The sequence below is a fragment of the Pseudarthrobacter sp. NIBRBAC000502770 genome (assembly GCF_006517815.1).
GTDB lineage: Bacteria > Actinomycetota > Actinomycetes > Actinomycetales > Micrococcaceae > Arthrobacter > Arthrobacter niigatensis.
Map to the genome: position 1 here is coordinate 1,280,820 of NZ_CP041198.1, position 24,931 is coordinate 1,305,750.

The 24,931-nt window shown below is 62.8% G+C and carries 17 protein-coding genes and 1 pseudogene; 6 read left to right on the top strand and 12 right to left on the bottom strand.

The features are described from left to right. Positions 1-37: 37 nt before the first annotated feature. The 5 genes from NIBR502770_RS06205 to NIBR502770_RS06225 all read right to left on the bottom strand — a co-directional run bounded on the left by NIBR502770_RS06205 (position 38) and on the right by NIBR502770_RS06225 (position 6,355). The gene (locus tag NIBR502770_RS06205; RefSeq protein WP_168223125.1) at positions 38-724 is read right to left on the bottom strand and encodes an ANTAR domain-containing protein; all 687 of its coding nucleotides are present in this window, start codon (positions 722-724) and stop codon (positions 38-40) included. A gap of 223 nt (positions 725-947) precedes the next feature. Then, on the bottom strand, positions 948-1,523 hold the full coding sequence (locus tag NIBR502770_RS06210) for a copper resistance CopC family protein (protein ID WP_141181363.1): 576 nt from the start codon (positions 1,521-1,523) through the stop codon (positions 948-950). An 81-nt stretch (positions 1,524-1,604) separates the two neighbouring features. Next, complete coding sequence (locus NIBR502770_RS21810; protein WP_371416497.1) at positions 1,605-3,077, bottom strand: YcnI family protein; 1,473 nt, start codon at positions 3,075-3,077, stop codon at positions 1,605-1,607. 1,005 nt (positions 3,078-4,082) lie between these two features. Then, positions 4,083-4,568 carry a hypothetical protein gene (locus tag NIBR502770_RS06220; protein WP_141181364.1) on the bottom strand — a complete coding sequence of 162 codons (486 nt, stop codon included), beginning with the start codon at positions 4,566-4,568 and terminating at the stop codon, positions 4,083-4,085. A gap of 857 nt (positions 4,569-5,425) precedes the next feature. Continuing rightward, positions 5,426-6,355 carry an alkaline phosphatase family protein gene (locus NIBR502770_RS06225; protein ID WP_246857416.1) on the bottom strand — a complete coding sequence of 310 codons (930 nt, stop codon included), beginning with the start codon at positions 6,353-6,355 and terminating at the stop codon, positions 5,426-5,428. 832 nt (positions 6,356-7,187) lie between these two features. On the opposite strand from NIBR502770_RS06225, the gene NIBR502770_RS21455 reads away from it, so the two are divergent. Beyond that, positions 7,188-9,077: a hypothetical protein gene (locus tag NIBR502770_RS21455; RefSeq protein WP_246857417.1), complete on the top strand. Its 1,890-nt coding sequence runs from the start codon at positions 7,188-7,190 to the stop codon at positions 9,075-9,077. A 376-nt stretch (positions 9,078-9,453) separates the two neighbouring features. On the opposite strand, the gene NIBR502770_RS06235 is transcribed toward NIBR502770_RS21455, so the two are convergent. The 3 genes from NIBR502770_RS06235 to NIBR502770_RS06250 all read right to left on the bottom strand — a co-directional run bounded on the left by NIBR502770_RS06235 (position 9,454) and on the right by NIBR502770_RS06250 (position 13,677). Beyond that, on the bottom strand, positions 9,454-10,230 hold the full coding sequence (locus tag NIBR502770_RS06235) for a phosphatase PAP2 family protein (protein ID WP_168223126.1): 777 nt from the start codon (positions 10,228-10,230) through the stop codon (positions 9,454-9,456). Positions 10,231-11,163: 933 nt separating this feature from the next. Beyond that, entirely contained in the window at positions 11,164-12,138 is a 975-nt protein-coding gene (locus NIBR502770_RS06245) for an alkaline phosphatase family protein (protein ID WP_141181367.1), read from the bottom strand. A gap of 429 nt (positions 12,139-12,567) precedes the next feature. Next, complete coding sequence (locus tag NIBR502770_RS06250) at positions 12,568-13,677, bottom strand: alkaline phosphatase family protein (protein ID WP_141181368.1); 1,110 nt, start codon at positions 13,675-13,677, stop codon at positions 12,568-12,570. Positions 13,678-14,295: 618 nt separating this feature from the next. Here NIBR502770_RS06250 and NIBR502770_RS06255 point away from each other — a divergent pair. After that, positions 14,296-14,982 (top strand): phosphatase PAP2 family protein, encoded by a 687-nt coding sequence (locus tag NIBR502770_RS06255; RefSeq protein WP_141181369.1) that lies wholly within the window; start codon positions 14,296-14,298, stop codon positions 14,980-14,982. 424 nt (positions 14,983-15,406) lie between these two features. Here NIBR502770_RS06255 and NIBR502770_RS06260 read toward each other — a convergent pair whose 3' ends face one another. Beyond that, on the bottom strand, positions 15,407-15,967 hold the full coding sequence (locus NIBR502770_RS06260; protein ID WP_141181370.1) for a copper resistance CopC family protein: 561 nt from the start codon (positions 15,965-15,967) through the stop codon (positions 15,407-15,409). A gap of 474 nt (positions 15,968-16,441) precedes the next feature. On the opposite strand from NIBR502770_RS06260, the pseudogene NIBR502770_RS21640 reads away from it, so the two are divergent. The 3 genes and pseudogenes from NIBR502770_RS21640 to NIBR502770_RS06270 all read left to right on the top strand — a co-directional run. Beyond that, positions 16,442-16,777 (top strand): annotated as a pseudogene (locus tag NIBR502770_RS21640) (phosphoesterase); the annotation flags it as partial. A 46-nt stretch (positions 16,778-16,823) separates the two neighbouring features. Further along, positions 16,824-17,066 carry an alkaline phosphatase family protein gene (locus NIBR502770_RS21645; RefSeq protein ID WP_256371925.1) on the top strand — a complete coding sequence of 81 codons (243 nt, stop codon included), beginning with the start codon at positions 16,824-16,826 and terminating at the stop codon, positions 17,064-17,066. Between the two features lie 151 nt (positions 17,067-17,217). Then, entirely contained in the window at positions 17,218-18,708 is a 1,491-nt protein-coding gene (locus tag NIBR502770_RS06270; RefSeq protein ID WP_246857418.1) for a polysaccharide deacetylase family protein, read from the top strand. A 1,131-nt stretch (positions 18,709-19,839) separates the two neighbouring features. On the opposite strand, the gene NIBR502770_RS06275 is transcribed toward NIBR502770_RS06270, so the two are convergent. Continuing rightward, positions 19,840-20,046 (bottom strand): hypothetical protein, encoded by a 207-nt coding sequence (locus NIBR502770_RS06275; RefSeq protein ID WP_141181371.1) that lies wholly within the window; start codon positions 20,044-20,046, stop codon positions 19,840-19,842. A gap of 560 nt (positions 20,047-20,606) precedes the next feature. Continuing rightward, complete coding sequence (locus tag NIBR502770_RS06280; RefSeq protein ID WP_168223127.1) at positions 20,607-21,416, bottom strand: hypothetical protein; 810 nt, start codon at positions 21,414-21,416, stop codon at positions 20,607-20,609. 533 nt (positions 21,417-21,949) lie between these two features. On the opposite strand from NIBR502770_RS06280, the gene NIBR502770_RS06285 reads away from it, so the two are divergent. Next, positions 21,950-23,230 (top strand): hypothetical protein, encoded by a 1,281-nt coding sequence (locus NIBR502770_RS06285; RefSeq protein ID WP_246857419.1) that lies wholly within the window; start codon positions 21,950-21,952, stop codon positions 23,228-23,230. A gap of 1,000 nt (positions 23,231-24,230) precedes the next feature. Here the strand turns inward: NIBR502770_RS06285 and NIBR502770_RS06295 are convergent. Next, positions 24,231-24,920 carry a hypothetical protein gene (locus tag NIBR502770_RS06295; protein ID WP_141181373.1) on the bottom strand — a complete coding sequence of 230 codons (690 nt, stop codon included), beginning with the start codon at positions 24,918-24,920 and terminating at the stop codon, positions 24,231-24,233. Positions 24,921-24,931: the final 11 nt, after the last annotated feature.

The window sequence follows — 24,931 nt, forward strand, 5'->3', positions numbered from 1 at the left end:
GAGTCCTTCCGGGGATTCCTCTGGTCAGCAGCCGGGTTCAGTCATCGAAATGCGTTGTCGTGACCGTTAGGCCGGCGGTGCGGGTGATGAGTTCCTGGGCGATGAAGGCGATTTTTTCGTTGCGGTGGTTTGACGCGTGGCAAAGAATGTCGAAGGCCTGGTCCTTGGAACACCTGTTCTCAGCCATGATCATTCCGCAGGCTACATCGATGGCTGTCCGGCTTTCCAGGGCGGCCCGTAGATGGGTTGACACCTCCTCGGCGGCAGCGACTCTTAAAGCCACCCGCATGGCCCCGATTGCAGTGTCAGCGAAGGTCACCGCCTCTGCGACCACGCCATCACCGAAAACACCTGGGGCCGGGGCAAAGAAACCCAGCACCCCGCTGGCCTCCTTACCAAGGTGCAGCCCGATGCCAACAACACTGCCGCCTTCCGGCCCGGGCAGGTCCCTCTCAAGACCCCCCCGCTCTAAACCGGTGCCACTATCAACGACAAAAGTCTGGGCCCCGGCTCCGGGCGCATCGGTACCGGAACGTTGGCACAGAAGTCGTACGGAGTCTCCCAGCCTGGATGCGTTCGGGCTGTTGCCGGCAATCAGAGTGGAGCGTTTGGGCCTGTTCAGAGTGATCACGGTTTCGGTCCACGTTCCGGTCACCCGGTACATCATCTCCGCAGCGGCCGCGCACAACCCCTGCAGGAAACCTTGAAGGTCTTCGGCCGCCACCAAGGCATACAGCCGCTCTCCGTCACTGATGCCCGCCCCCGCCGTCATGGACTAAATCTAGAAGCACAAAACCAACGCCACAACAGGTGCAGCCAACAGCTATGCTGCCGACAGCAGCGAGGAAGCCACCCCGATCCTGCAAGAAGCACATGAGACGCTCTACAGCTAACTGCTCGACACAGTATGGGGCAGTCCCCTTGGCGACCTGGGTCCTGCCCTGCTGTCAGGAGTCGGGGCGGTTCAGCCGCCGCTTGACGGTGACCGCCAGCCACACGAACGCGATGGTGAGCAAAAGCGCGACGGCGGCGGCCACGATTATCCCCGTGGGCGGGCCTGTGCTGGTACTTGTGCCGGTGGCGGGTGGGGCAGCTAAAGGGGAGGGCTTGGGGCCCGCGGTGGAACTCGCGGTGCCGGCGGTGAAGGTGAAGGTACCTTCGATGGCGTGCCCATCGGCGGAGGCAACCCGCCAGATCACCGTGTAGTTGCCTTCCGGCGCGCCGGGGGTGATGGCCTGCGTGACGTGGTTGTCGACGATAGCAACGGGCCCATCCGCCCGGTCGATGCCGTTGGCGTCTTCAACCCGGATCACAGACCCGATCGCGAGAGGGGTGTGATCGAAGGTCAGACCAATCTGGGTGGGAACAGTTCTGACAACGGAGCCCTTCGCAGGGACGGTGCTCTCGAGCGTGTCGTGGGCTTGTGCCGCGATGGTTGGGAGCATCAGGAACGCTGCCGTGGCGAGGGCCATCAGGACACCCATCGCCGTCGTTTTGGTGCTGTACAGGTTGGGCGTCTTCATGGGCAGGTCCTTTGTCGTGGGGTTCCGGCGGCGGTGCGGCGAGGATGATTAGGACCCTCTCCGCACCACCGTCGGGGCAGATTATTTAGCTGCGCGGGTGCGGCGCCCGGTCAGAACCAGGCCCAGCGCCGCTGCGCCGAGCACGAACCCGGCAGAACCCAGGATGATGGCCCATACCGGTGCTCCGTCTCCGGACTTTTCGGAGGCCTGGCTGACAGGGCCGGCACCGGCTGGGGCGGCCGTCGCTGAGGCCGCTGCGGTGGCCGCCCCGTCTTCGGCGGTAGTGGTGAAGGACGGGGCCGGGTGTTGGGGTTCCGGCTGACCTTCCGTGACCGTTTCGGCCCAGTTCACGACGCTTCCGTCCGTGTACGTCTGGGTGGCGGGCAACGTCACAGTGGTTCCTGCCGCAGGCAGCCTGCCCACCGAGATGGAGAAACCCTGGTATTCGTTCTGTCCCAGTTGATGGGCGGCGTCGGCGGTCCACACGACCGAACTCGGCGCCTTGGTCACTGTCGTCCCGGCGATGGTGACCGGGGCGGGAAGGTCAGTGGTGATGACCTGGACGCTCCAGCCTTCCAGGGGTTTGACCGAAACGGACGTGAAGGGCGTGTGGGTCGGGAGCTTGACCTCCAGTTTGCTGGTCTTGGCCGTCGGGGATTCGTTCGGGACATTAAAGGTCAGGTGCGCGTAACCGTTGGCGCCGGTGTCATCCGGATTAACCGTGACATGGGCAGAAGCCGCGGTGGCACCCAGGACAACAATCCCGGCGGTGGCTGTGCAGGCCGCCAGCGACTTGATGGTACGGCGGAGTGGGGCGTTCATAAGGATGCCTTTCAGGCGTGAGTAAGGGGGCAGCGTGCCGGTATGTTGCGGTGGCACTGGACTGCAGGGAATGAATTGATTGCCAGCCCCGGACCAGGACGGGCTGAGCCCACGTCCTGTCAGGTCTGTGGGAAGGGGCCCCTCAGGGAGTGGGGAAACCGGAAGGCGGGCCCCGCAGCGCCGGCAGGCGAAGGCGTCTCCACCGGGGAGGAATGACAACGCTTGGCCATACAGGAGCGGTCCACGTGGATGGATGACAATCCCGGTCAGCAGCCGGATCAGGGGACGTAACCACCCGGCCAGTGCCCACAGGGCCGCCTCGCCCCGGACCAGAACCAGGGCCGTGTGCAGAGTCGCACCGGCGTGAACGACCACCATCAGGATTCCCGGCTCCGCCGTGTGACCGGCCATCAGTGATGCTCCCGCAGGCAGCGATGACCCGGTGCCGTCGAAATGCGCCCCGGCAACGGATCCGAACCCCACCGATACCGAGAGCGCATTGAAGGCCCAGTGCAAGGTGATCTGGGCGGACCACAGCGCCACGGCCATTACCGGCGCACTGATCCTGACCCCGGTCAGCATCATCACCGGCGCCAACGTCAGCACCCAAAGGCCAGCTGCAATCCCCGGTTCGGGCAGCGTGCCTCCAGCGAACACATGGGCTCCGGCCGCCAGAGTAAACATCGAAGCAGTCAGGGCAGCGGCGCGCTGGAGACGGAACGGGGCACTCACGCCAACTGCGCGCCTTTCCTTCGTCCTGGCTGTCGCTCCCAACTGTAGTCTCCCAGCCTCTGTTACCTTTCGGACTTACTGTGCCGGAGCACGTCCGTTGGCGTTTTTACTCTCTTCATCGGGTGACTAGGAGAACCCTTTGGCCCCGTCCTACCGGGGCCAAAGGGTTGTCGTAGTCACACCCGGCGCCGGTCACTTGGAGATTCAGTCGAGGTGTTCCCTTATTAAAACCGGTCTCGACTTGCCAGTAGGTCGGGCCTTTGGGCCTTAGCCGACAGCAAGTGGGGCCTGACATGCTGTCGCTATGCCGTGCGTCCTGGAATACGTCACCGGCCTTAGTGTCGGACATTTCGCCATGGACGGACTGGATTTCAATATCATCCTGTCCAGGCGAATGAAGTTGTACGGGGCTTGGATGGCCTGAGTGCGGCCGTTCTCTATTCCCCTGCCCCAATCCCGGTCTTTGGCACTGGGTCCGTCCTCGCGACCTATACCCGCGCCGACGGCTGGGTCGCCCAGGAAGAGAGCCCTGAATAATGTGTCCGCATCCCACTGCTGGTCCTGGCGAATGCTCGCTCCCGTTCTTCCGCTCGTGGGCAACAGTTACCCCGTTGCAGGTTCAGCAACTAAGGCCCCCGGGAGACCCACATTCGCTGAAGGCTCCCCGGAAAAGATACCAAAGGCCCTCGCCACAGCCCGGTTCGCGGTCTTGAACCCATGTGCGGCCGGTTCAGGTTGAGTGCGACGTCAAGTGGACCGTCTCCGGTCTTCACCCATGCCGGACTGAAACTATCTGTCGGCTGAAAGAAGGGCGCCACCTTCCACCTCAGGCCTTCCTGTCCCGCGGCTCCCACCAACTGGGCTGAGCGACTTCATATGTTCTAGGCGAGGAACCTCCCTCAGCCGGACGGGGAGGCTCGACGAAGTGTGCCTCAAGCAGGACGTTTCCAGCGGCCTATGGATTTTGTAGGTGGCCCTCTGGCGGGGCACCAATAGGTGGCGGCCCTAATAGCGAAGGATCAACTTGGCCAACACGATGAAGAGTCCAGGCAGGAAGAGCACCAGGCGCAGGACCCTTCCGACTGCATCGGCGGCTCTGACCTGCTCCGGCTCAGCCGGATCCGGGGTGTCGTAGAGTGCTGCTGCAATCCGAAGCTGATAGCTGAGGACGTGGTGACGGAAGATGAACCACACGACGGCCAGGCCCATCATGGCAAAACCGAGTTCGACGGTGATGCCGGATCCCGCGGTCGGCGAGGTGCCGATTCCGTGGACTATCGCGACATCAAGACCGGCTGCGGCAGCGGCCGCGCAGCCTGCAATTCCCCAGCGGTAGCCCACCCCCCTGGCCGTTGCCTGCTCTTGCCGGATCTCCTCCGTTGCCGACCGGCCTGCCCCCGCCCGGCTGCCGCCCCTGGCCAGGACAATCGCCAGTCCGATGGCTACGGCAACGATGGCTGCACCGGTCAGGGTCAGGATCGGGTCACGCACGGTCAGTCCTTCCCTTGCCGGGCTGCTTTGGACGCCGGACTTCGCCCGCGGGGAGCACATCCACCGTCAACTGCCTGTTCTTGCCGCGCTTCATGCGAGTAGGGCCGCCAAACGCGCCTACGGTTCCCTGATGGTGGTCCGAGTAGCGGAACTCCGACCAAGAGCCGTAGGACGGAGTTCCGTGTCCAAAAAGTACACCCCCGCGGTTGCGGTCCGCTAGGGATCTCACCGAGAACTCAGCCAGACCAACGAAACAAGGGGCAGCAAGAGGGCGTTGCCGACCCCCTTCCAGCAGGCCACGCCAAAGAGCCGAGTATTGGAACCGTCAGCCTGGCCGGGCGGTGTCAGGTTCGAATATCCCCAAACATGACTCCCAGCTTTTGGTTCCCCTGTTCCAGATCAGGATACGACCCGTTGGATTTAATTCAGTTGTCCGGAGATGGGAGCCGCATATATTCGTCGGCGGTGAGGGCGAGGATTTACCCATGGCTTGCACCTTGCGGCATGGCCGCCCTTACCGGGGGCCCTCGGGTCACATTCGAGCGAATCGCTGGTGACGGCAATGCATAGGTGGTGGCCGAATTCGTCGATGAAGGGAACCACGATTCCGGGTCGGGACAATGATGGGCCCCACCGTGAACGAGTTCGTTTTGCCGATGCTTGTCGGGATGACGGAGTGGTGTCTGCTGAACAGGGTGTCGGAGCGGTCGGCGGTATGAATTCGGCGTTGGATGATGAGGAATCGAACGACTCAGGTTATCTGCGCCTGGATCGGGAGTCACTAAAGAAGCTCCCTCAGCAGCAGGAACGGTGATAGCCCCCAAGGTACTGTCGCGCTATGGGCAGATCTGTCGGGTTTAGGTCAGGGCGTTGAAGACGTCGGTTCCGAAGGTGTTGAGGCCGGGCGCGCCGGCGTATCCGAGGCGGGTCAGGGAGAACATGTCTTCGATGCTGGCGAGCAGGCTGAAGTGGTTATACGGAACGTCTGAGGTGGTGCCGCCCTTGGCGAAGGGGGAGAGTACCAGGGCGCCGATTTTGCCGCCGTCGGTTCCTCCGGCAATTCCGGTGGGCCCGGTTGTTTGTCCTTCGGATTCATCGAAGGTGATGACCAGCATGCCGTCCTTCTTATAGGCAGGGGATCCCAGGATGGTCGGCACGTGGTGCTGCAGCCAGGCGTCGGTGGTTTCCAGTCCGCCGGGTCGTGCGTCTGCGCAGGGACTGTCGTGTCCGTCGTTGCACAGGTTTGGGGTGATGTAGGAGAGGTTGGGTGTGCTCGCGGCCAACTTCAGGTCGCCGCCCAGTTGATCGAGGTTGACCACGTTGCGTGCGCAGTCGGGGGATGAGGTGATCGACTCGAAGTAAACGAACGGGTTGTGCCGGGTGGCGTACTGGTCCGTGGGGGTGGCTTTCTGATGGTCGTCCTCGGCGCCGAGCTCCGGGTGTTCGCACGGTTTGGTCATGTCCTCCATATAGCCTTTCCAGGTTTTGCCGGCGGAGGTTAGCTGCCCGGCCAGTGTGGGCACTGATGCCGGGTAAACGCAGCCGTTCCCTTCCACTTGCCCCATGGCAGCTGTGCCGGTAACTGTTACGGGTTCGTAGGTTGGGCAGTCAGCCCGGGTCATTGCATTGGATTTCTGGCCGGAGATCTGAGCGAGGTAGTTGGGAGCGGAATTGTGGGCAATCCCGTAGTACTCGCGCAGCAGCACACCTTGGGAGCGAAGAGTTTGGGAAAGATAGGGGGCCGGTGAGTCAGTGCCCCAGGACTTGTCGTAGCCCTTGTTCTCCAAGTTGATTATGAAGGCATGGCCGGGCATGTGGCCAACGAGCTGGCCCGGCTGCGGTGGCGTACCGGGGTGCCGGCCGCTGGTGACTGGTAGGGCGCCGAGTGTCCTGTTTCGGACGGGGCCGATGTGAAACCATGCTTACTGGCTAACGTGGTGGGGTTGGTCCCCGTGGGAGCAGCGTCGCAGCCCGACAGCACGGCTGCCATGGCCGTGATCATTAGGAGGACAGTTCCGACTGTGTGCCTGCTCCGGCGGGTACCGGACCACTGCGCATGCCTGGCTTCTTTCTCTCATTCACCCCCGGGGTGCGCCCCGGGATATGCCATATGATGTGCCAGGCAAACCTATTCGTGGCCCCGGCGGATGGGCTGTTTGGCCCCATCAAGAGTCTGGGATCGCTGCGCGGCCACGCCTCAGGACCGGCTGTTTCTGGGATCCGGAGATTGCTATAGGGGAATCCACAGTATCCACACGGGGGGGATTACGGGGATTGTTTTTGGGGTTTCAACCACTGACACTGAAGCAACGGGGGAGTGGCTCGGCCATTCGACTTCAGGGAGCAGAAATGCTGCGTTATCCGCAGAGTCCCACGGACGAGGGTAGTCCCAATAACCGCTGGCTTTTCGTATGGCGGGGAGTTGGTTATTCAGCTCATCCGGGTGGTCGCGGCTTGCTTAGTTTGCAGTTCCCTGCGCTGCTGACAGCGTTGTTGCTTCTGTTGGGTGGTTTAGTGGTGCCGGTTGCGGCCTCGGCTGCTGCAGGTGATGTTGGGGTTGAGGGTCCTTCGCATTCCGGTACGGGGAAGCCGACGGGCACCAAGCGTGCAACCAGTGCCTTGTGGTTCAACGACGGGACCTGGTGGGGGAACCTGTGGGACACCGCCAGCTCCAAGTTCCACATCTTCAGGTTTAATTCGACAACGAGTTCCTGGGTGGACACGGGCGTGGTGACGGATCCACGGGCCAGCACGCATCACGACGTGTTGTGGGACGGAAACACGTTGAACGTGGCGAGCTACCGGTTCGTCAACGACGGTCTGCCCGCTGAGCCGAACTTCCCCACAACGATGCGCCGCTACAGCTATGACTCGAGCGCCAAAAAGTACACCCTGCTGAGCTCGACCCAGATCAACAACTCCAAAGTTGAGGTCCTGACCATCGATAAGGACTCCACGGGCCGGGTCTGGGCCACGTGGCAGCAAGGAAACCAGATTTACCTGAACGTGACCGCCCCGGACGGCAAAACGTGGGGAACCCCCTTCCAGCATCCGGCATCGATGAGCAACGTCTCCGTCGACGACACATCAGCCGTCATTGCGTTCGACGGGAAGATCGGTGTCATGTGGAGCCGGCAGGTCGGCGACGCCACCGACGGCATGTACTGGAGCTACCACATCGACGGCGCCTCGAACACGTCCTGGAGCACTCCAGTGGCAGCGGTTTCCGGGCTTCGGAGTGGTGATGACCACATGAACCTGAAATGGCTGGACTCTTCGGGCGGCCGGGTTTTCGCCGCCGTCAAGACATCCTTCACCTCCGCGTCCGAGCCGCTGATCCAGCTTCTGGCCTTAAGCGGAACGACCTGGTCCGCGCACACCATCGCGACCGTCTCCGAGTGCCCCAACCGGGTGATCGTCATGATTGACGAGAGCACCCAAATGCTGCGCACGTTCGCTACCTATCCGAAGCCGGCTGGCACAACCAATGCCGGCGTCTGCACCACTACGGGGGGTGCAATCTACGAAAAGTCCACACCGCTGGACAAGATCAGCTTCACCACCACCAAGACAGCCCGCATTGTTGACGCCGACCAGTACGTGCACAACGTAACCTCGACAAAACAAAACCTCAACAGTGCGGCGCGCGGCACAGCAAACAGCGGTCTCCTGGTGCTCGCCGATGTGAACGCCACGAGCCGGTACTGGCACTACTACGACCCCACCGGCAGCGGCGGCGTTACACCGATACCAACGCCAACCCCTACACCTACACCTACCCCGACCCCGACCCCGACCCCGACCCCAACCCCAACACCGCCGCCCCCGGCAACAGCCGTCTCGGTCCGGTCCTCGACTGCCGGAGCCGGTGAACTGACGGTCGCCGGATCCTACACGCCCTCCCTGCCGGCAGGCTGGCAGCCCGGCGACACAGTCTTCCTGTTCTCGCAGATCACCGCGTCCGCGTCAGCGAACACCACGGCCCCAGCAGGGTGGACGCGGGCGGTAGGCGACTTCACCAGTGCAGGGTCCACCTCCGCGCACCAGGCGGTCTGGTACCGGGTGATGCAGGCCGGCGACACCGCGCCGAGCGTACCTGAGCCCGCCTCCCGGTATGCCTGGTCCACGGTTGCCGTGCAGGGCGCCAACACCACCACGCCGCTGGACGTCACGCCCACCACGGACACCAACAGCGGGCTCGCCTACCCCGGCGTGCGGGCGCCATCCAACACGCCGGTTACGCCGGGGTCGCTGTTGTTGACTGCGCACGGCGTCAGGAACGGCACCAACTCGGCCACCACGTCCTTCACGCCACCGGCAGGGACAACCGAACTGGGCGACGCGACCTCCAACATCGCGGCGAAGTCGAATGCGGCCATCGAAGTCAACGCCCTTCCGCTGACCGATACGTCCGCCACCGGCACCAAGACCGCGACAGCAGCATCAGGCTCCGGCACGGTCATCAACCAGTGCGGCTCCGCCATCGTCGTGCGACCAGCTTCGCCCTGACCGCTGCGAGGACCCGACCTAAGCCACAGCGCGGCCAGGGTGGCGCCTCGGAAGCGCCACCCTGACGTGAAACAGGCATGCCCAACGAATTTGGAGAACCATGCTCCGGTCGGCCTGATGCTGCAGCATTTCACGGGAATGGAAGCAGTTGATTCAGGGTCACCCTCAGAATCTCGTCTCCTGTGTCGGGAGCGGGGTGGTCGTGGACCGATGCTTCCAGTTCCAGAACGTCCGCGTATTCCTCTGCAGATCCGGAATCGATGCCTGAGGTCTCGGACGGTAAATTGACGCAACTCGGCCCAGGGCGCCGCTTCTGGGCGAGGATTGGTGTAAATGACTCTGCCCGCGGGATCGGCAAGCCCTGCCGAAAACTTGATTATTTATGGTTCCGGGTTTTGTCGGTGCGGCTGGGTAGCGGCCCAAACGGAGCCAAGAAGCCCATCCTGCTGATAATGGCTACCGTATGCCGGTTCCACAGGCCCGAGAAGAACAGGATCGCACCGGAGGCTGTAGCAATGGACGCGACAACATCGGTTGGGTAATGAACCCCGAGGTAGAGCCGGGACAAAGCCACAACGAGGACCAAGATAATGCCGAAACCCAAGGTTGGCCTCTGCCAAGTCGTTCGCCGCGCAAGGTAGTAAAGGGCGAAGGCCAGTGCGGTGGCCAGGCATACCTGGCCGCTCGGAAAACTGTGGGTGGCTGGCACAGTAACAAGCGGGTCCGCCAAAAGGGTTTGGTCGGGCCTTCGCCGCCCCACAACCGCCTTGACGATATAGCAGGAAAGCCAGCCGACAGCAGTCACGGCACCGAAAGCGATTGCGTTCACGGGGGCATGGCGAATGACCAACAGATACAGGCATGCCACGATGAGCAGAATCGCGCCACTGAGGTCACCGAACAACGCGTCTAAAGTGAGGGCCACCGCATTCAGCGCCCCGGTATGGTGGGTGCTCATGTCCTGGTCGATCGCGAATTCCGCTGAGGTGAGGCCCGGAAGGCTTTTCATGCCAAAGCCAAGAGCCAGAACCACCGCGCCCATCACGGCAGGCCACTGCAACCAATGCCGCAATTGCGGAAGAACCACCAATCGCGTCCGTGCCGAGTCAACCCCCTTCTGCACAGGTCCCTTTGACACATAAGCAAAGCTCATTTCGCACTTCCTTACAAGAAGAGAAGCAGGCCCTGCACTCGAGGAAGATACCCACATGGAACTGTAATTCGTAGCTCCTTGAGCTTTGGCGTAGGTGCTAAGAGCATTCGGGTCGCCTCATCGAGTTCTTAGGCTTCGGAACATTGGAATGGATGCTAAACCCGAATACGATTGCCGGGCACGAGTGATGAGTACTCGATTTTGGCTGCCACTCATGAAGCGGGAAAACAAGTGTCCCGACGCGTCGGGCATTACCTGGCAGGGCACTGATCCTCGATGGAGACGTTCGCTGGTGGCCAGCGTCTACCACCGACCCTCCTAAACCTCCAGGCCTTGGCCATGCGCCCTGCAGCCGGCCAGCTATCAGGGAAACGTTGGAGCAAAGAGGCGTCTGCGCGGATTTAGTCGTCAGGGTCAGCGCGCCAATGCGCTGCAGATGTTGCTGGGGACATTGGCTCCCGCTCCGGGGACCAGCGCCAATTTCGCTATTCCCAGGGGCTGGGGAATAGCGGGCCCCTTGGTCGACGTCGCCGGCGGCAGCGGGTCCGTCGTCATTGGCCATGGCGCGGAGGAATTTTCGTCTTTATCCGATGCGGTTGACAGGGCTGCTTCCACGACTGTCATTTCGCGGCGGGCCGGTGGCACGCTGATAGCTTGGCCGACGTTTGCCTTTTCGACTGCCTTGTTGATGATCTCTGCTTGTCGCCACAGCTGGCTGGGTGTGCGGTGAAACCTGCGTCAGCAGCGCCGGGGCAGAGGTCAGCCAATATAAGTAGTAGGGCATGACGCCTATTGATCGGGCGAGCCCGAATCATGCGGCCATGACGCCACCGCCCCTAGGGATCAGTTCAAACAGAATTCCATGAAGGTCCAGCGCCGTCCTCAAATAGGCATCTCGGTTCCCCGAGGGGCCGGACCCCCAAGGGTTTTTACTTAGTAGCCGAAGGCGCTCCGCATGGACGGTGCGGTGGCCGCGTTGCCCAGGTGGTTGGTGATGCCCAGGACGTCCTCCGTGTCACGGAGCATCGAGTAGTGGTTGAACGCTGTATCTGACGTTGTCCCGGCCGGGATGGTCGGGGCGATCACGGCTGTAGCCACGACCTGGGGGGAAGGGACGGTGGTGAAGTCCTCCGGCTCATCCCAGGTCACGTAGACCAGGACGGTACCTGCCTTGTAGGCCGCGCTGTTGGTGATCTTTGGAAGCCAGCGCTGCAGGAACAGGTCGCCGGGCCCGGGGTCAACCTCGCCGCCGCAGGATGAGCATCCGCCGTCATCGGTTGGACCTAGGGTGGCAAAGGCTGGCAGGGTGTCGGTATCCAAGGCTGTGGCCAGGGGTGAATTGGTCACGTCCGTGGTATCGGTGACCACGTTCTGGCTTCCGACCGGAACATCCCATTGGGCGCAGTCCTCGGCGATGTTCGAGTAGTAGTTCACCGCTTCATGGTGCGCCGTGTAGATTTTGTTGGCGCTGTCGTTGTGGTCACAGTTGAACGGCATCCCGAAGGCGTAGTTCCGCCACTGCCGCCCGGACTGCTTGACCTGGTTGTAGATGTTGTCCGCACTCAACATGCCCGATGAGTCCCCGGTGATGCCTTGGGTCGAGCCGGAGGTCATGGCGATGTAATTGGGCAGGGACGGGTGCAGCTCGGTCGTGAAGTTGGTAGCGAGTCCACAGTTCTTCACCACGGTGCCATTGAAGTACGGCATCTTCTGCTGGGCGTGCTGCAGTGTCAGGTTCTCAAAGGTGATCCAGATAATGTGCTGGTACTGTGCCGGCGCCGGACCGGGGGCCCCGCACATACCATTGGCCGGCTGCGGGGTCAGCGTGGGGCTGGGGCTGGGGCTCGGGGTCGCCGTCGCCTCGCGGCTCTGCGTCTGGGCAGTCGGGGCCGGAACTGTGGGCTGCACCGGTGCGGTTTGGGGCTGGCAGGCCGAAACCGTGACGAGAGCCAGGAGCAGCAGCCGAACCGTAGGGGCGCGTCTGTGTGAGCTTCGTTTGTCGGCCCCGGGCCTGGGTGGAAATGGGACTATCACGCTGCTGTGCTCCTTTCACCCCGGAGGACTAGTGGCCGACCATTATTTCGGCTGGGAGAAGATGTGCGATTTGGCGTCGGCTGCGTACTGGCCGTTCTGACACTGAGACATACCGGGTCTGCGCTGGGGACCTTACCGGTGGCACCCGCAATACCGTCCGCCGCGTCGTGGAAAGGCGTTGGGTGCAACCTGGGTTGCGGGTTCAAGTTTCGCCGGCATCGGAACCAAGAGTGTTCCGATGCCCGAGAAAGGTCAGGGCTGCTTCTTGAGACCATCGGCGCAACTGGCCGCGGTCCCCTCGTCCTAGGTTCTGGATCGGTAGACGTCCTTGCCGAAGGCGTCAACTCCCGGCTCGCCCGCGCCGGCCAGGCGGGGGAGGGAGAAGAAGCCTTCAATGCTGGCGAGCAGACTGTAGTGGTTGTAAGGGTGATCCGAGGTGGCGCCGGCCAGAGTGAACGGGGAAATGACCAGCGCGCCCACTTGGCCTCCTGCGGTTCCGCCTGTGACGCCTGTTGAGGGCCCGACGGTGCCCCCGTCCGTTTCGTCGAAGGTGATGACAAGCATTCCGTCCTTTTGGAATGCAGGGGAGGCCAGGATGCTGGGGATGTTGTCGCGCAGCCAGGTGTCGGCTGCTGGCAAGCCTCCGGGGGTGTCGTCGGCGCAGGGGTCGTCGTGTCCGTCGTGGCAAAGATTAGGGGAGATGTAGGAAAGGTTGGGGGTGGTTCCGGCGGACTTCAGGTCCTGCTGGAGGGCGGAGAGGTTGACGACGTTGGTCTGGCAGGCAGGCGTTGAGGTTACCGATTGGAAGTAGACGAACGGATCATGGCGGGTCGCATATTGGTTCCTGGCGGTGGCTTTTGCGTTTTCGTCCGCGCTGTCCAGGGTCGGGTGCTGGCATGGGGTGGACATGTCTTCCATATACGCTTTCCAGGTTTTGCCAGCGTCCCTGAGTTGGCTGGCAATGGTTTGAACGTTGTCGGGGTAGACACAGCCGGTGCCCAGCAACCTCCCCTGCGAGTCTGTGCCGGATGACCTGAACCGGGTGTAGGTTGGGCAGTCTTTTTCCGTGCTGCTGTTGGGTGGCTGGCCTGAGACTTGGGCCAGATAGTTCGGCAGCGAGTTGTGCGCGATGCCGTAGTAGTTGCTCAGCAGGACGCCCTGCTGCCTCAGTGTTGTGGACAGGTAGGGTGCAGGGGACTTGCTGCCCCACACCTCGTCGTACCCCTTGTTCTCCAGGTTGATCACGAAGACGTGTCCTGGCGTGCCGGCCTGTGCTGTCGGGCCCGGTGCAGATGGCGCGCACCCGGCAGCGACGGCCGTCAGCAGGGCCAGCACAATGAACACTGCCGGCAGCTGCCGCCGGGGCAGCCTCCACGATCGTTGTGGTGCATGCAGCAGGCGTGTTGTGTCCATGTGGCGCTCCTGATGGCTGGGTTACAGGACTTGCCGGTTTCGGTACTATCGCACATCCACCCCGGTAACGGCCCGGGTAACGTCTGGGAGTTCACCACGAATTCAGCGCCCTTTAGTTCAGTCATGGCAACCTCACCGACGTCCGGAAGGGAGCAGGCCTCCTCCGCGGAGAGACAAGTCACTTTGCGTCGAGTAGGCCGCGCAAACCTGCTTGCTCTGGTCCGCGCAGTCTTGGAGCTCATGTTGGACTCATCAAGAATCCGCGCCTTTACCATCCTGATCGCCAAGCTGGTCATCGTGGCCATTCTCATTCTCGTCATTGGCTCTACTGTGATGAGGTTTTCGTTCTTGCAGCCCGACGCATACTCCCGGGAACGCGGGAGGGATCCAAGCGGACCCGTACGATCCCGGACGGTAGGGCGGGACGAAAGTCAGCGACCGCCCGAAGCTGATGCGAAAAAACTTGCCGCAGCGTGAGCACACGCGAAGGACGGCCTCTGACTGACCACACTCGCTAATCTGTTTTCTCCCAGTTCATTCCCAGCGCCCGGGTCCAAGCTGGTGTGAAAGTGGGGCGCAAAGCCTGGGCGGGTGCATTGGGAGTCAGGAGCGGCCCACATGGAGGAGCGGATTTTGCTTCCTGTCATGCGTTCCTGGTGGTGGTCAGCGGCGGGCGTGTGGCTGTATGCGGCCACTCTTTGGGTCGGGAGCGCTCTAACGCTGCTGGGGCAGCGAAATCCGGAAATAGCCGTCGACGTTGCCCTGGCCGACTCCCGGGTGCCTGCGCTGGTGATTCTGAGCGAAGGTATCCACTACGCGTTCGGCCCCGTTGGGGCATCCGCCCTGGTGGTCATTATCTGCGCCTATCTGCTCTGGATCAGAAAGAAGCCGGCCCAGGCCCTGGCCTTCGCCCTCATCGTCGGCTCAGGCTGGCTGGCGGCGACGCTTGCCAAAATGCTTGTGGCACGGCCACGGCCATCGGCTGCATCGCTTCATCCGGTCATAGCCGAGACCGGATACAACAGCTATCCCTCGGGTCATACCGCTTTCGCAGCGGCCTTTGTCGTGGCAGTCGTGCTGGTCTTAGCCCGGAGCAGGAAGGCACAGCTGGCAAGCCTGGGAGCCGGTGCAGTGTTCGTCGTCGTGGTCGCGTTCTCCAGGGTGTACCTAGGCGTGCATTACATCAGCGATGTCACCGCGTCCGTCCTGGTCGTCACCGCTGCTCTCATGATGTGCGCGCCCGTCTGGAACACCGTGCTGGTATCCCGGCTCCCTGCGGGGCAACCGGGCAAACGGGCGGGATGAGACATCGATGGCACGTCCGTCCCGGGACATCACCGGCATCGACGGCCGCTGCGCCCTGCCACACACACCCCATAAGCAACACCGACAGTCTCGCGAATCAGGCGGCTTTCCCCGTTGCGGGTCAATCCTGCGGTGTTTGCCGCCACTGAACACAATACCTGCCGTGCTGCCCGGACGGTTTCAAACGCCGATAAGAGAGATTTCCTCCACCTGCCCACGCCCCGACCGACAGTTACTCGCTGCCCAGCACGGTGACTGTGAGCGGTCCACCGTTGGGGTAAATTCGGGTCATCCACGGTTCCGAACCGGAACCGTTGGGTAGCGCCCTGGCCAGTGGCAGCGCTGGATAGCCCGCGGACTCGGACGCGGACCCTTTCGAGGTAGTGGTTCAAGCTCGCCCGGGTGCCTGGACGGCCTGCCTGGCTTAGTTCTCGGTTTCGGGGCTTCGCAATCGGCGCCTGACGAAAAGGGCAAGGACACCGAACGCGATGAGCAGGACAATCGCAGTGGCCACCGCCGTGATCAGCCTTGTTTGGAAACTGGGGCCTTCGGTTGCCGCGGCGGATGGTGCCTGCGTCGGTGCGTTTGTATTGGTTGTGCCGGCGGTGAAGGTGAAGGTGCCTTCGATGGGGTGGCCGTCGGAGGAAACGACCCGCCAGACCACGGTGTATTTGCCGTTCGGAGCGTCTGGTTTGATGGCTTGGGTGACGTGGTTGTCGATGATGGTGACGGGCCTGTCGGCTTGATCGGTGCCGGTGGCATCCTGCACGCGGACGATCGAATTGATGGCAATGGGTGTGTGGTCGAACGTCAATCCGACCTTGGCCGGAACGGTGCTGACGGTGGAGCCATTGGCTGGGTCGCTGGACTCCAGGGCATCGTGTGCTTGCGCTGCCGCGGTGGGTGCCATCAGTAACGCAGGGGTTACCAATGGGAGCAGTGTCCGTGACAGCCGGCCTGTGGGACCGTGACGCTGTGTCTTCATGAGGGTCCTTTCAGTGAGGCCCGGGCTGCGGCGGGACGGGCCGCCGCAGCCCTTCGGGGTTAACGTTATTTGGCGTCGCTGCGGGTACGGCGTCCGGCGAGGACGAGCCCCAGAGTTGCTGCGCCCACCACGAAGCCGGCGGCGCCCAGCACGATGCCCCACACTGAACCTCGAAAACCAGGGATACGACCGGGTGTTTGGGACTGAATCGGCGGCCCCGTATCTCTCGGGCACGCTGCGGCCCCAAGGAGTGTTGCTGACCCAGTATTACGGCATCGCCCATGACTCCTTGCCTAATTATCTGGCCCAGATCTCCGGGCAGCCACCCAACGACAGCACGGCCCTTGATTTGCCACGCCTTCAGCGCGTTCGTCACCACAGGCACCGACAGCAAGGGACGCCTGACGGGCGACGGGTGCGTGTATCGGTCCGGTGTCCCGACCCTCGCGGGCCAACTAACGGTTGCCGGGAGACATGGAAGGGCTACATGGAAGACATGCCGTCGCCTGCCTGCACCCGGCCCCCGGCGCTGAAGACAGTTCACATAAGACCCCGCAGGACCAGTACGCGACGCGGCGCAACCCCGTCGTCTACTTCCGCTCCATCATCGACTCCACGAGCTGCGCCGGGAACGACGTCGACTACAACCAGCTATCCAGGGACCTCGGTTCCGTGGCCGCGACCCCGAACCTGGCGTACATCTCGCCCAATGTCTGCCACGACGGCCACGACAAGCCCTGTTCCGACGGCACCCCCGGAGGCCTGGCAGCTGCAGATCAATGGCTACGCACCGCGTTCCCCCCGATCCTGTCCTCTCCGGCGTTCGCACAGGACGGGATGCTCATCATCACCTTCGATGAGGCCGACGGCGGCCGAGCAGGCCCCTCAATATCGACTGACCGGGGGAACCGCTGGCGGACAGATCGGCGCCCTGGTCCTTTCCCCCTACAGCACTCCGGGCGGCACGTCCGCGCAGCCGTACAACCACTACAGCCTGCTGGCCACGATCGAGGACTTTTTCTCCCTGTCCCGCCTCGGCACAGCAGCAGAACCCGGCATCACCCCCTTCGGACCCGATGTCTACAAAACCTCGACATAGCCGGGACGACCAAACGGTCCATCCACGGGGTGCCGTGAGCGTGACGGTTGGTTCCATCTATTGCCGTGCAGCGTCAGTTTCACAGTAAGCTCCGTTCGGGGCCCTCAATGGTCAGGGGCCTTTCGAAGCAGCGCTGAGGAGGGGTCTGGGTTTGACGGGGCAAATCCCGTGGCGGTGGAGGGTCGCTGCCGTTTCGCTGGCGGCGGTGACCGGGTTCTGTGCCGCTGCCATCATGTTCGCAGGCGGCGACGGCATACCCGCCTCCTCTGCCTCCCGGGCCCGGTCCCAACCCGCCGAGAAGGTCCGCCAACCAACCGCCCCGCTGGTGCTCCCGGCAGCCCTCCAGCTCGCGGATCAACCTGCCGCGACAGTTCCAGGCGGCTACGCGATGTCCTTGACCGCTGTTGTCGGAGGACGCCAAGTCAGGGCGTCATGGACGTACGTGAACGGCCTGCCAGGATTAAACACGCACCTGGATGCCTGGCTGCTTGCCACTTTGGACAAAGCGGCCGCAGCGGCCGCACCCTACGGCGGCCGCTACCGCCAGGTGATGGCCGTGAACGCTGCCCCTGCTCCGGTCCCTTCCCTCACCGTCACGGCCGAGCCCGTGCTGGCCGGTGGAACTGTCATCATGTTCCGGGAGAGAGTGAGGGATACCGGTCCGGACGGCAAAATCACCGTGAGCTCGGAAACCTTCACCGTCGACACGATCTCGGGTCAAGTGCGCCGTTCTTCGGACTTGCTGCGGCCCGAGGCCCTGGACGGGTTCCGCTCACGCGCCAGAGGGATTCCCGTCGGCATCGCCGCGCCGGCCGGGCAGCAGCCCGCACCAACCGATGTGGTCCTGGCACCGTCCGGAGAGCTTCACGTCGCCGCGGGACATGGGCCGTCCGGCCGGGCGCAGACGACCACTATCCCTGCCGCTGAAGCCGAGGCCCTGATCAACGGCGCCGGCCGCGAAGTACTGGCCCAACTACGGACTCCTGCAGTTGCCCCGCAGGCCGTTCCGGCAGCACTTCGCCATGTCAATTGTGACTTGGTCCCGTGTGCGGCCCTGACCTATGACGACGGCCCGGACGCCAACACAACGCCCCAACTCCTGACCATCCTGAAAGACAACAACGTCCAGGCAACCTTCTTCATGACCGGTGCCAACGCTGCCGCCCACCCCGCAACAGCCAGGCAGGTCGCCGACGCCGGCCACGCCATCGGCAATCACACCTACAGCCACCCATACCTGACCAAACTCACCTCCGCGGCGGTCAAGAACGAAATGGACCGCACCGATGCCGCGATCCGGGCCGCGACCGGCTCGGCGCCGCTTCTGATGCGCCCCCCGTACGGGGCAGCCGACGCCACAGTGCAGGCAGCCGTCGGCAAACCCCTGATCATCTGGGCCGTCCACTCCCTTGACTGGCAAAGTAGGAACCCTGCAGTGTTCGTGCCCAAAGTGTTGAAGGAAATCACTCCGGGCGCGGTGATTCTCATGCACGATGTGGACCCGACAACCATCGCGGGCCAGCAGGAACTGGTCACCAGCCTGCAAACGCAGGGCTACCAGCTCGTCACAGTGCCGCAGCTCTTCGAGGGAACACCGCTGCTGCCCGGTCATGTCTACAGGTCACGGCCAGAACGCAAATAGTCAGCGCACGGGTGGACTGACCCGCGGCTCTGGCAGAGGCAACCCGAAAATAGCCCGGGCCGGATTCGATGCGCTGGGCACAAGAAAGGTTGGTAATGTCCGGTTTCCTACCGGATAATCTGGGGCGGCAGGCGTTCTTCCTTGTCGGGGGAGCGATTCTCATGTCCTTGCCCGGGAGCACCTGCTGCAGGGGGAGGGGCTGGTTCCCGGTCTCAGCACGTCTGGAGCCAGCCCCGCTTTCGTCGAAACCAAAGAGATGACCCGGGTCCAAGGACCGACCTGGTGCGGGTACTGCGCACTTAAGGAATCGACCTGACCCGCTCTGGTGGCTCAGGTCCAGGCGCGCCGCAATCGCCGCCCCGGGCCCGGAAAAATCGCTAGGGTCTTCCCAGGCCAATGTCAACGGGATCTCCGGCCTGCAACATCCTGCGTGGCGCTTGACTGTCGCCACGAACCCACAAGTGCCGAATCGGGCTCACTTCATCAATAACCCCGCCCGGTGTCCCTGCCAGCTTCGCGGACCGTTCTTTCGTGGCCCCGCGCGGGGGGCTCCATACTCAGTTCCCCCGGCCAAGAGACACGCAGGTTCAGCAACGCCAATTATTTCGTTAGCTCGGGCCACCATGCCGGCTTCCCAGGAGGGGGTAGTACCAGTCGGACACCACCGCAGCCCCGGCGTCACCATCCGGGACAGCATCCCGACAAACGATATAGAGGACGCCATAAGTTGGGCTCGTGAACGGATCGAGGCCCGGGGGCTGAGTTTGGTGCCGTCTACTTTCCGTCTGGGGGGCGGCGGTTCAAGGACTTGAGCGCTGGCGTCGAGTTTTGCCCGCTCTGTCGGCTGGTGCCGCTAGGCAGGCGCTGGCCCTGTGGCAGGGCCAGCGTCGGGAAGGACCACGCTTCCCTGGGGCAGGCCTTGCTGAATGGTGCGACAAAGTATATTTCTTCGTATTGGGGGAGGAATGGTACCGGGCGATCCGGCCGTATCCGCCGGGCCATCACCGCTGAGAGACACATGGCCTGGGCCGCCCGTTAGGATGAGGACTCGGCGCCAAGAGAGCCCGAAAAAGCGCGCCCGTTCGCTGAGCGCGCCCTTCCCGGAATGCCTGGCAGTCCGTGAGGACGGGTCTATTCGGCCAGCTTCGCGACGGACTGGGCCCAAAGGAAGAACTTGTTGGTCCCGAGATCCTTGACGGTCTTGATGTTCAGGGCTTCCTTGAGCTTTTGGGCGTCGCCTTCCGAGAGGCCTTTCAAGGCTTCAACCGGCGCTTTGGCCAGTTCGTCGATGCCCTTGTCGAGGTATTCCTTGTCGAACTTCGCGTTGATTCCAGCCATGCTGCTCTCCTTCTGTCCGGTCTCTACTTACGGTGCCCTTGGGCACTGGGGCCAGTTAACCATGGTGCGTATGGCGGCCGACGTGACCGCGTCCTTGCATCGGCCCGCACATCCTCGGGTAGGTTACGTCGACGAGCTACCAGCAGCGAGCATGCCAAGGGCCCGGGCTAATCCTGAACAGCGCCCGCAGCGGGCAGGGTAAGTATGTGCAAAATCCGTCGTGTAGATGCGCGTTGCGCTCAGCTGGAAGCGGTCTCGACTGAAAGCCGAACTGCGGCTGAGAAGGGCTCCTCGACGGCTTCCGGGAGGATCCCCGGTTGTCTCCAGGATGGCGTTAACAGCAGTGATTCCTCGTGTGTCCGGCTGCGGTTTCACCCATGCCACGGGCGCTTGGGATTGGCCAAGCGACAGTCAAAAAGCGGTTGACCGGAGCTTCGGTCCGCTATGTGCACCCGAATCTGAGGCTTCCCTGTGAGCCGGCCAACGCGGGCAACCTTGCCGGGGACGCCTAATTGCTGTGCCCTGGACATCCGGATTCCCGGTTGACCGCCATGGTGTTTTTAGATGCAGGAAATGTCGTAGTCGAAGCTGCCCGAGGTGTACTGGGTGAGCGTGACCTTCCCTCCACCGGTAAGCGGGACGTCGGAGCACCTGCGTTTGGCCGCGGCCGGCGAGCTGGCCCCCGGAAGCCAGCTGCGCAGGGTGTACAGGTTGCTCGTCGCGGGCACGATGCCGGCAATCTGCGTCCACTGGGCACTCGTGGAGTACAGGCCGACTCCGGCGCCGATACTCGCGAAGTAGGCCGCCATGCCCTCCAGGTCCGCCCTGTTTGCCGCCTTGTCCGTCGACCAGCTGTTGACTGTCTCTACATCCAGCCACCAGGTGTAGGAGGCCGGGTTGCTCACGCCGCGGATGTTCGCATCGTCATAAGCCTTGGCGTACCCGTACATGTATGAGCATGCTGCCCCGACCGATCCGCTGGTGCACTGCCCGTACGGGTTCGGCACGGTTGTCCCGCCGTACGTGTTGCTGCCCGGCCACCAGGATCCGGCGGTCCCCGGGTTGGCGGTGTTCACGTACAGGGCGACCAAGGACTGGCCCGTCCCGCCCGTCGAAGTGGCCGCCCATGACAGCTCGGCGGCAAGGCAGGGGTTGGTGTTGTTCGCTAGACCGTTGTTGACACCAACGATGGCGAAAGTCTGGGTCTTGGGCAGGGTTTGGCCGCACTGAGGCCAGGACACGTCGTTGCCGGGACCAGCGGTGGTGACTGCCTGTGCTGGTCCGCCGACGAGCATCAGCACAGCGGCTGCCGATGCAGCCAAAAACGACCGGAAACGTGCAGAAGGGGGTGCATAGTTGGTGAAGAACATCGTCGGCCTTCCGAGCGAGAGCTAACCACAACCAGGCAACCAGCATGAGCCCGCGGGCTGATGCGGTCAAGGGAGTACCAGCTCTCCAGCCCAGGACTTTTCGTGCCAACTGCCGGAGCAAAAGACGCAGGGCCATCCAAGGCCTAGGTGAAGCTGCGTGTGGGAGGAAGATGAGAAACCTCTCCCCTGGCCGTTCAGGAAAGGCTGTGGATTGGCCCGGCCCAGCGAAGGTCTGAGGCGGCCCGGACGGACCGCCCTGGCTTGTCCAAGGAAGTCGACCGTTGGCATACGCGGCGAATCTTTCGTCTGACTGGGACCAGTCCACGTGCTCGAAATTTTGCCTGATCCGGTGAGTTGGGATCGTATGGGAAGAAGGACCCGCAACAATTCCACGAGCGCTGTGACGGTACTATCGCACTTCTTCCGACCATTTCTTTCTCTTGCTTCGGGTTTCCTCCCAGCCTGCCGTGTGAGACTCTGCTCACACTGCCGTGTGGGCGGTCCTGATGGGAATCGAGTGAGGGAGTGCAACTGTGAGTACACAAGAGGTGACATCACCGCCCTTCACGGGACGGATGTTGAGTAAAGTCCCCGAAATCACGGTCTGGTTCTGGGTTATCAAGATTCTTTGCACCACCGTGGGGGAGAGCTTCGCTGATTTCATCAACGTGGCCCTCGGCGCCGGGCTGGTCCCGACCGCGAGCATCTTCACTGGGGTTTTGGCGGTCGTGCTCGCCGCGCAGATGCGTCTGCGGCGTTACGTGGCCGCGGTGTACTGGCTCACCGTCGTCGTGATGAGTATCACTGGAACCCTTTACACTGACCTGCTCACGGATCAGGCCGGCGTGCCGCTGTGGCTGAGCGCCGCAGTGTTTTCTGCCGTGCTCGCCGTTGTCTTCGGCATCTGGTATGCCAAGGAACGGACCCTTTCCATCCACAGCATCGTCTCCCTGCCACGGGAGGCCTTCTACTGGCTCGCTGTTCTGGTGACTTTCGCGTTGGGCACGGCCCTCGGGGACTGGACTCTGGAACTCACCGGCTGGGGCCCTGGCAGCTCGATCCTGCTGCCCCTGGCACTCATCGTTATCGTGACCGCCCTTTGGCGCTTTGGTGCCGACCCCGTTCTCGCGTTCTGGATCGCGTACATCCTCACCCGTCCCCTCGGAGCGAATACCGGAGACTGGCTCGGGCTGGCCCCGGGCGAGGGCGGACTGGGCCTTGGCACCCTGACGACGAGCATTGTCTTCCTCGTCGCTATCCTCGTCACCGTGGTGTACCTTTCGATCAGTAAGGCCGATATCGCCCAAAGCACTCAGGGCGCGCCGGGCCCGACGCCCCGGGCAGTATCCCCGGCACGGCGGCGTGCAGCACTGGGGATCCTTGCCGCCGTCGCGGCGGCCACGATCGCGCTCCTCGGATACACGAACAGCTTGCCGCACGCCAGTGTGGCCGCCGAAAAGGAGTCAGCACCAAGTTGTGGTCCCGGATCCGACGCGCTAACCCAGGCAGAGGCTCAATCAGCGGCGCAGGCGCACTTCCCGGCCACGGACATCGAAGAGTTCCGCACCATCGCCTCCGATACTCTGGCCCTGGTTCAAAAGGGCGACAAGTCCGCAGCCTCGACCCGGGTAACGGACCTTGAAACAGCGTGGGACCAGAAACAGGACACGCTGAACGCCGCCGACTGCGCCGCGTGGAACTACATCGACAAGCAAATCGACCCGGTCCTGTCCGCTGTCCGCTCACACACCCCGAACCCGGCCACAGAGCAGAAAACATTGAACAACCTCCTCACGACACTCGGGGGCGCTTAGGGCATGTTTCCCAAATCCTGACGTCGGCGTCTTGGATGCTCGACGGGCGTCTCGTACTTCTGTTTTGAGTGACGGGCAGTGGGCCCGCACCCAGCCGTTACTGCCGTCCTCTTCCCGCCGGCAGGATCGCCCTTTCCGGGACGACCGCCGGGTGGTAGAGAGCATCATCACTAGAATCGGTAACCGGGGCATCCAGGATGCCGGGGAAATCACTGCAGCGGTCCAGGATTACCCAGGCGGGGCATCCGTGATGCTCACCCTGATCCGTGGCGCAAAGAACACCAAGTCAACGCTAACCCTTTGAACTTCGCTAGGGTTCGCCTCCGGGCAGCTCTCAAGCCCGCGGGAACCTTGATCAAGTCCAAGCGCGAACTTGATAGCTTCTGGGCAGGGTTAACGAGGTCAGATCATGCAGAGCGGTGGCCATTCGGTGTATGGGGTACCGGCGATCGCTCGTCATTTTGAGGATCCCGTTGAGTACCAGCGCGAAGAGCCCTCAGGAGCGATCCACATTCGTCCACGAGCCCGCCCCGGTTCGACATGAAGCACCAACATCTGTGCCTGCAAGGCCAGGGGATGAGCAGAAGATCCCCGTACTGGCTCCACAGAACGATGGGGAGATTGCCGCAGATACCGGCGGCCCTGATCTGGCGATCAATTTCCTAACCGAATTCATAAAGTTGCTGCAAGTGAGGTTGTCGCGAATCCTGGGAGCTCTTAGCACCGAAGATTCTGAGGCGTCCGTTAACGCGACCCCGAGCCTAAAAACGGCCTCATTTATGGCCCTTGGAGCAGGCAAAGGCACAGCTCACCTCGAGTGCCTTCAAACCGGGGGAGGACGTGTAGGTGCAGACGGGTCAATGCGCGGATAACTCCAAGGCCGCAAGTTCATGGCTGAACAGTATGGGGCGGCCCTGGAGCGCGGACTGGACAACGCCAACGAGGCCGCCACTAAGGTCCCGGGCGGATCACGCGTAGGTTGTTCAACCACCGTGGGCTGTTATTGGCCGAGCAGGGAGACGGCGTGGGCGATGACCAACGCCAGCAGGACGAAGCCGCCGAAGGCTTCCAACCCCATCAGTCCCTTGGCCCGGGCTGAAAGCGGCATCGTATCCGTGGGGCTGAATGCCATGGAGTTGGACAGCGAAAAGTACAGATAGTCAATGAACGCAGCCGTCCAGCCGGTTTTGACCGAAGATCTGGCGGCAACTTCCTTGACGGCGTCGTGGTCTTCATCTTGCGGGAAGCGGAAGTCTGCTCTGGGCAGGTGGGGCCGCGGGGTGTGTCGGCGGGATACGGGTCCGCCGCGGTCCAGTTCCCAATAGACCAAGGCAAAAGCGATCACGTTCGTCACCCATACCTGAAGTGCGGCGAGCAAAAGGGTGGGCCCGTTGCTGTTGGTTGTCGTCAGGGCAATGACCAGCTGAACCAAGGCAGCCTCGTTGGCCACGACCAGGAGGAGCGCCTGGCCAATGGAAAGAACTCTGGACCAGCGGGTTTCACGGGTGAGCCGGCGAGGATTCAGGACCACCAGCGGAATCAGGAGGCCAAGTCCGACCACCACGACGACGTAGCGGACGCCCGGCAGGAATGTCGTCGGCAGCGTCCCGTATAAGCCCAGCGCAGTGAGGAGGCCAATCACGGCGGGCCAGCGATGCTCGGCTTGGCCCTGCTCTTCGACTGAGATCATGATCAGGAGTC

Coding starts and splice junctions, on each gene's coding strand:
- NIBR502770_RS06210 (WP_141181363.1), bottom strand. CDS start 1,523: ATGAAGACGCCCAACCTGTACAGCACCAAAACGACGGCGATGGGTGTC.
- NIBR502770_RS06235 (WP_168223126.1), bottom strand. CDS start 10,230: ATGAGCTTTGCTTATGTGTCAAAGGGACCTGTGCAGAAGGGGGTTGAC.
- NIBR502770_RS06250 (WP_141181368.1), bottom strand. CDS start 13,677: ATGGACACAACACGCCTGCTGCATGCACCACAACGATCGTGGAGGCTG.
- NIBR502770_RS06255 (WP_141181369.1), top strand. CDS start 14,296: ATGGAGGAGCGGATTTTGCTTCCTGTCATGCGTTCCTGGTGGTGGTCA.
- NIBR502770_RS06260 (WP_141181370.1), bottom strand. CDS start 15,967: ATGAAGACACAGCGTCACGGTCCCACAGGCCGGCTGTCACGGACACTG.
- NIBR502770_RS21645 (WP_256371925.1), top strand. CDS start 16,824: ATGAGGCCGACGGCGGCCGAGCAGGCCCCTCAATATCGACTGACCGGG.
- NIBR502770_RS06275 (WP_141181371.1), bottom strand. CDS start 20,046: ATGGCTGGAATCAACGCGAAGTTCGACAAGGAATACCTCGACAAGGGC.
- NIBR502770_RS06280 (WP_168223127.1), bottom strand. CDS start 21,416: ATGTTCTTCACCAACTATGCACCCCCTTCTGCACGTTTCCGGTCGTTT.
- NIBR502770_RS06295 (WP_141181373.1), bottom strand. CDS start 24,920: ATGATCTCAGTCGAAGAGCAGGGCCAAGCCGAGCATCGCTGGCCCGCC.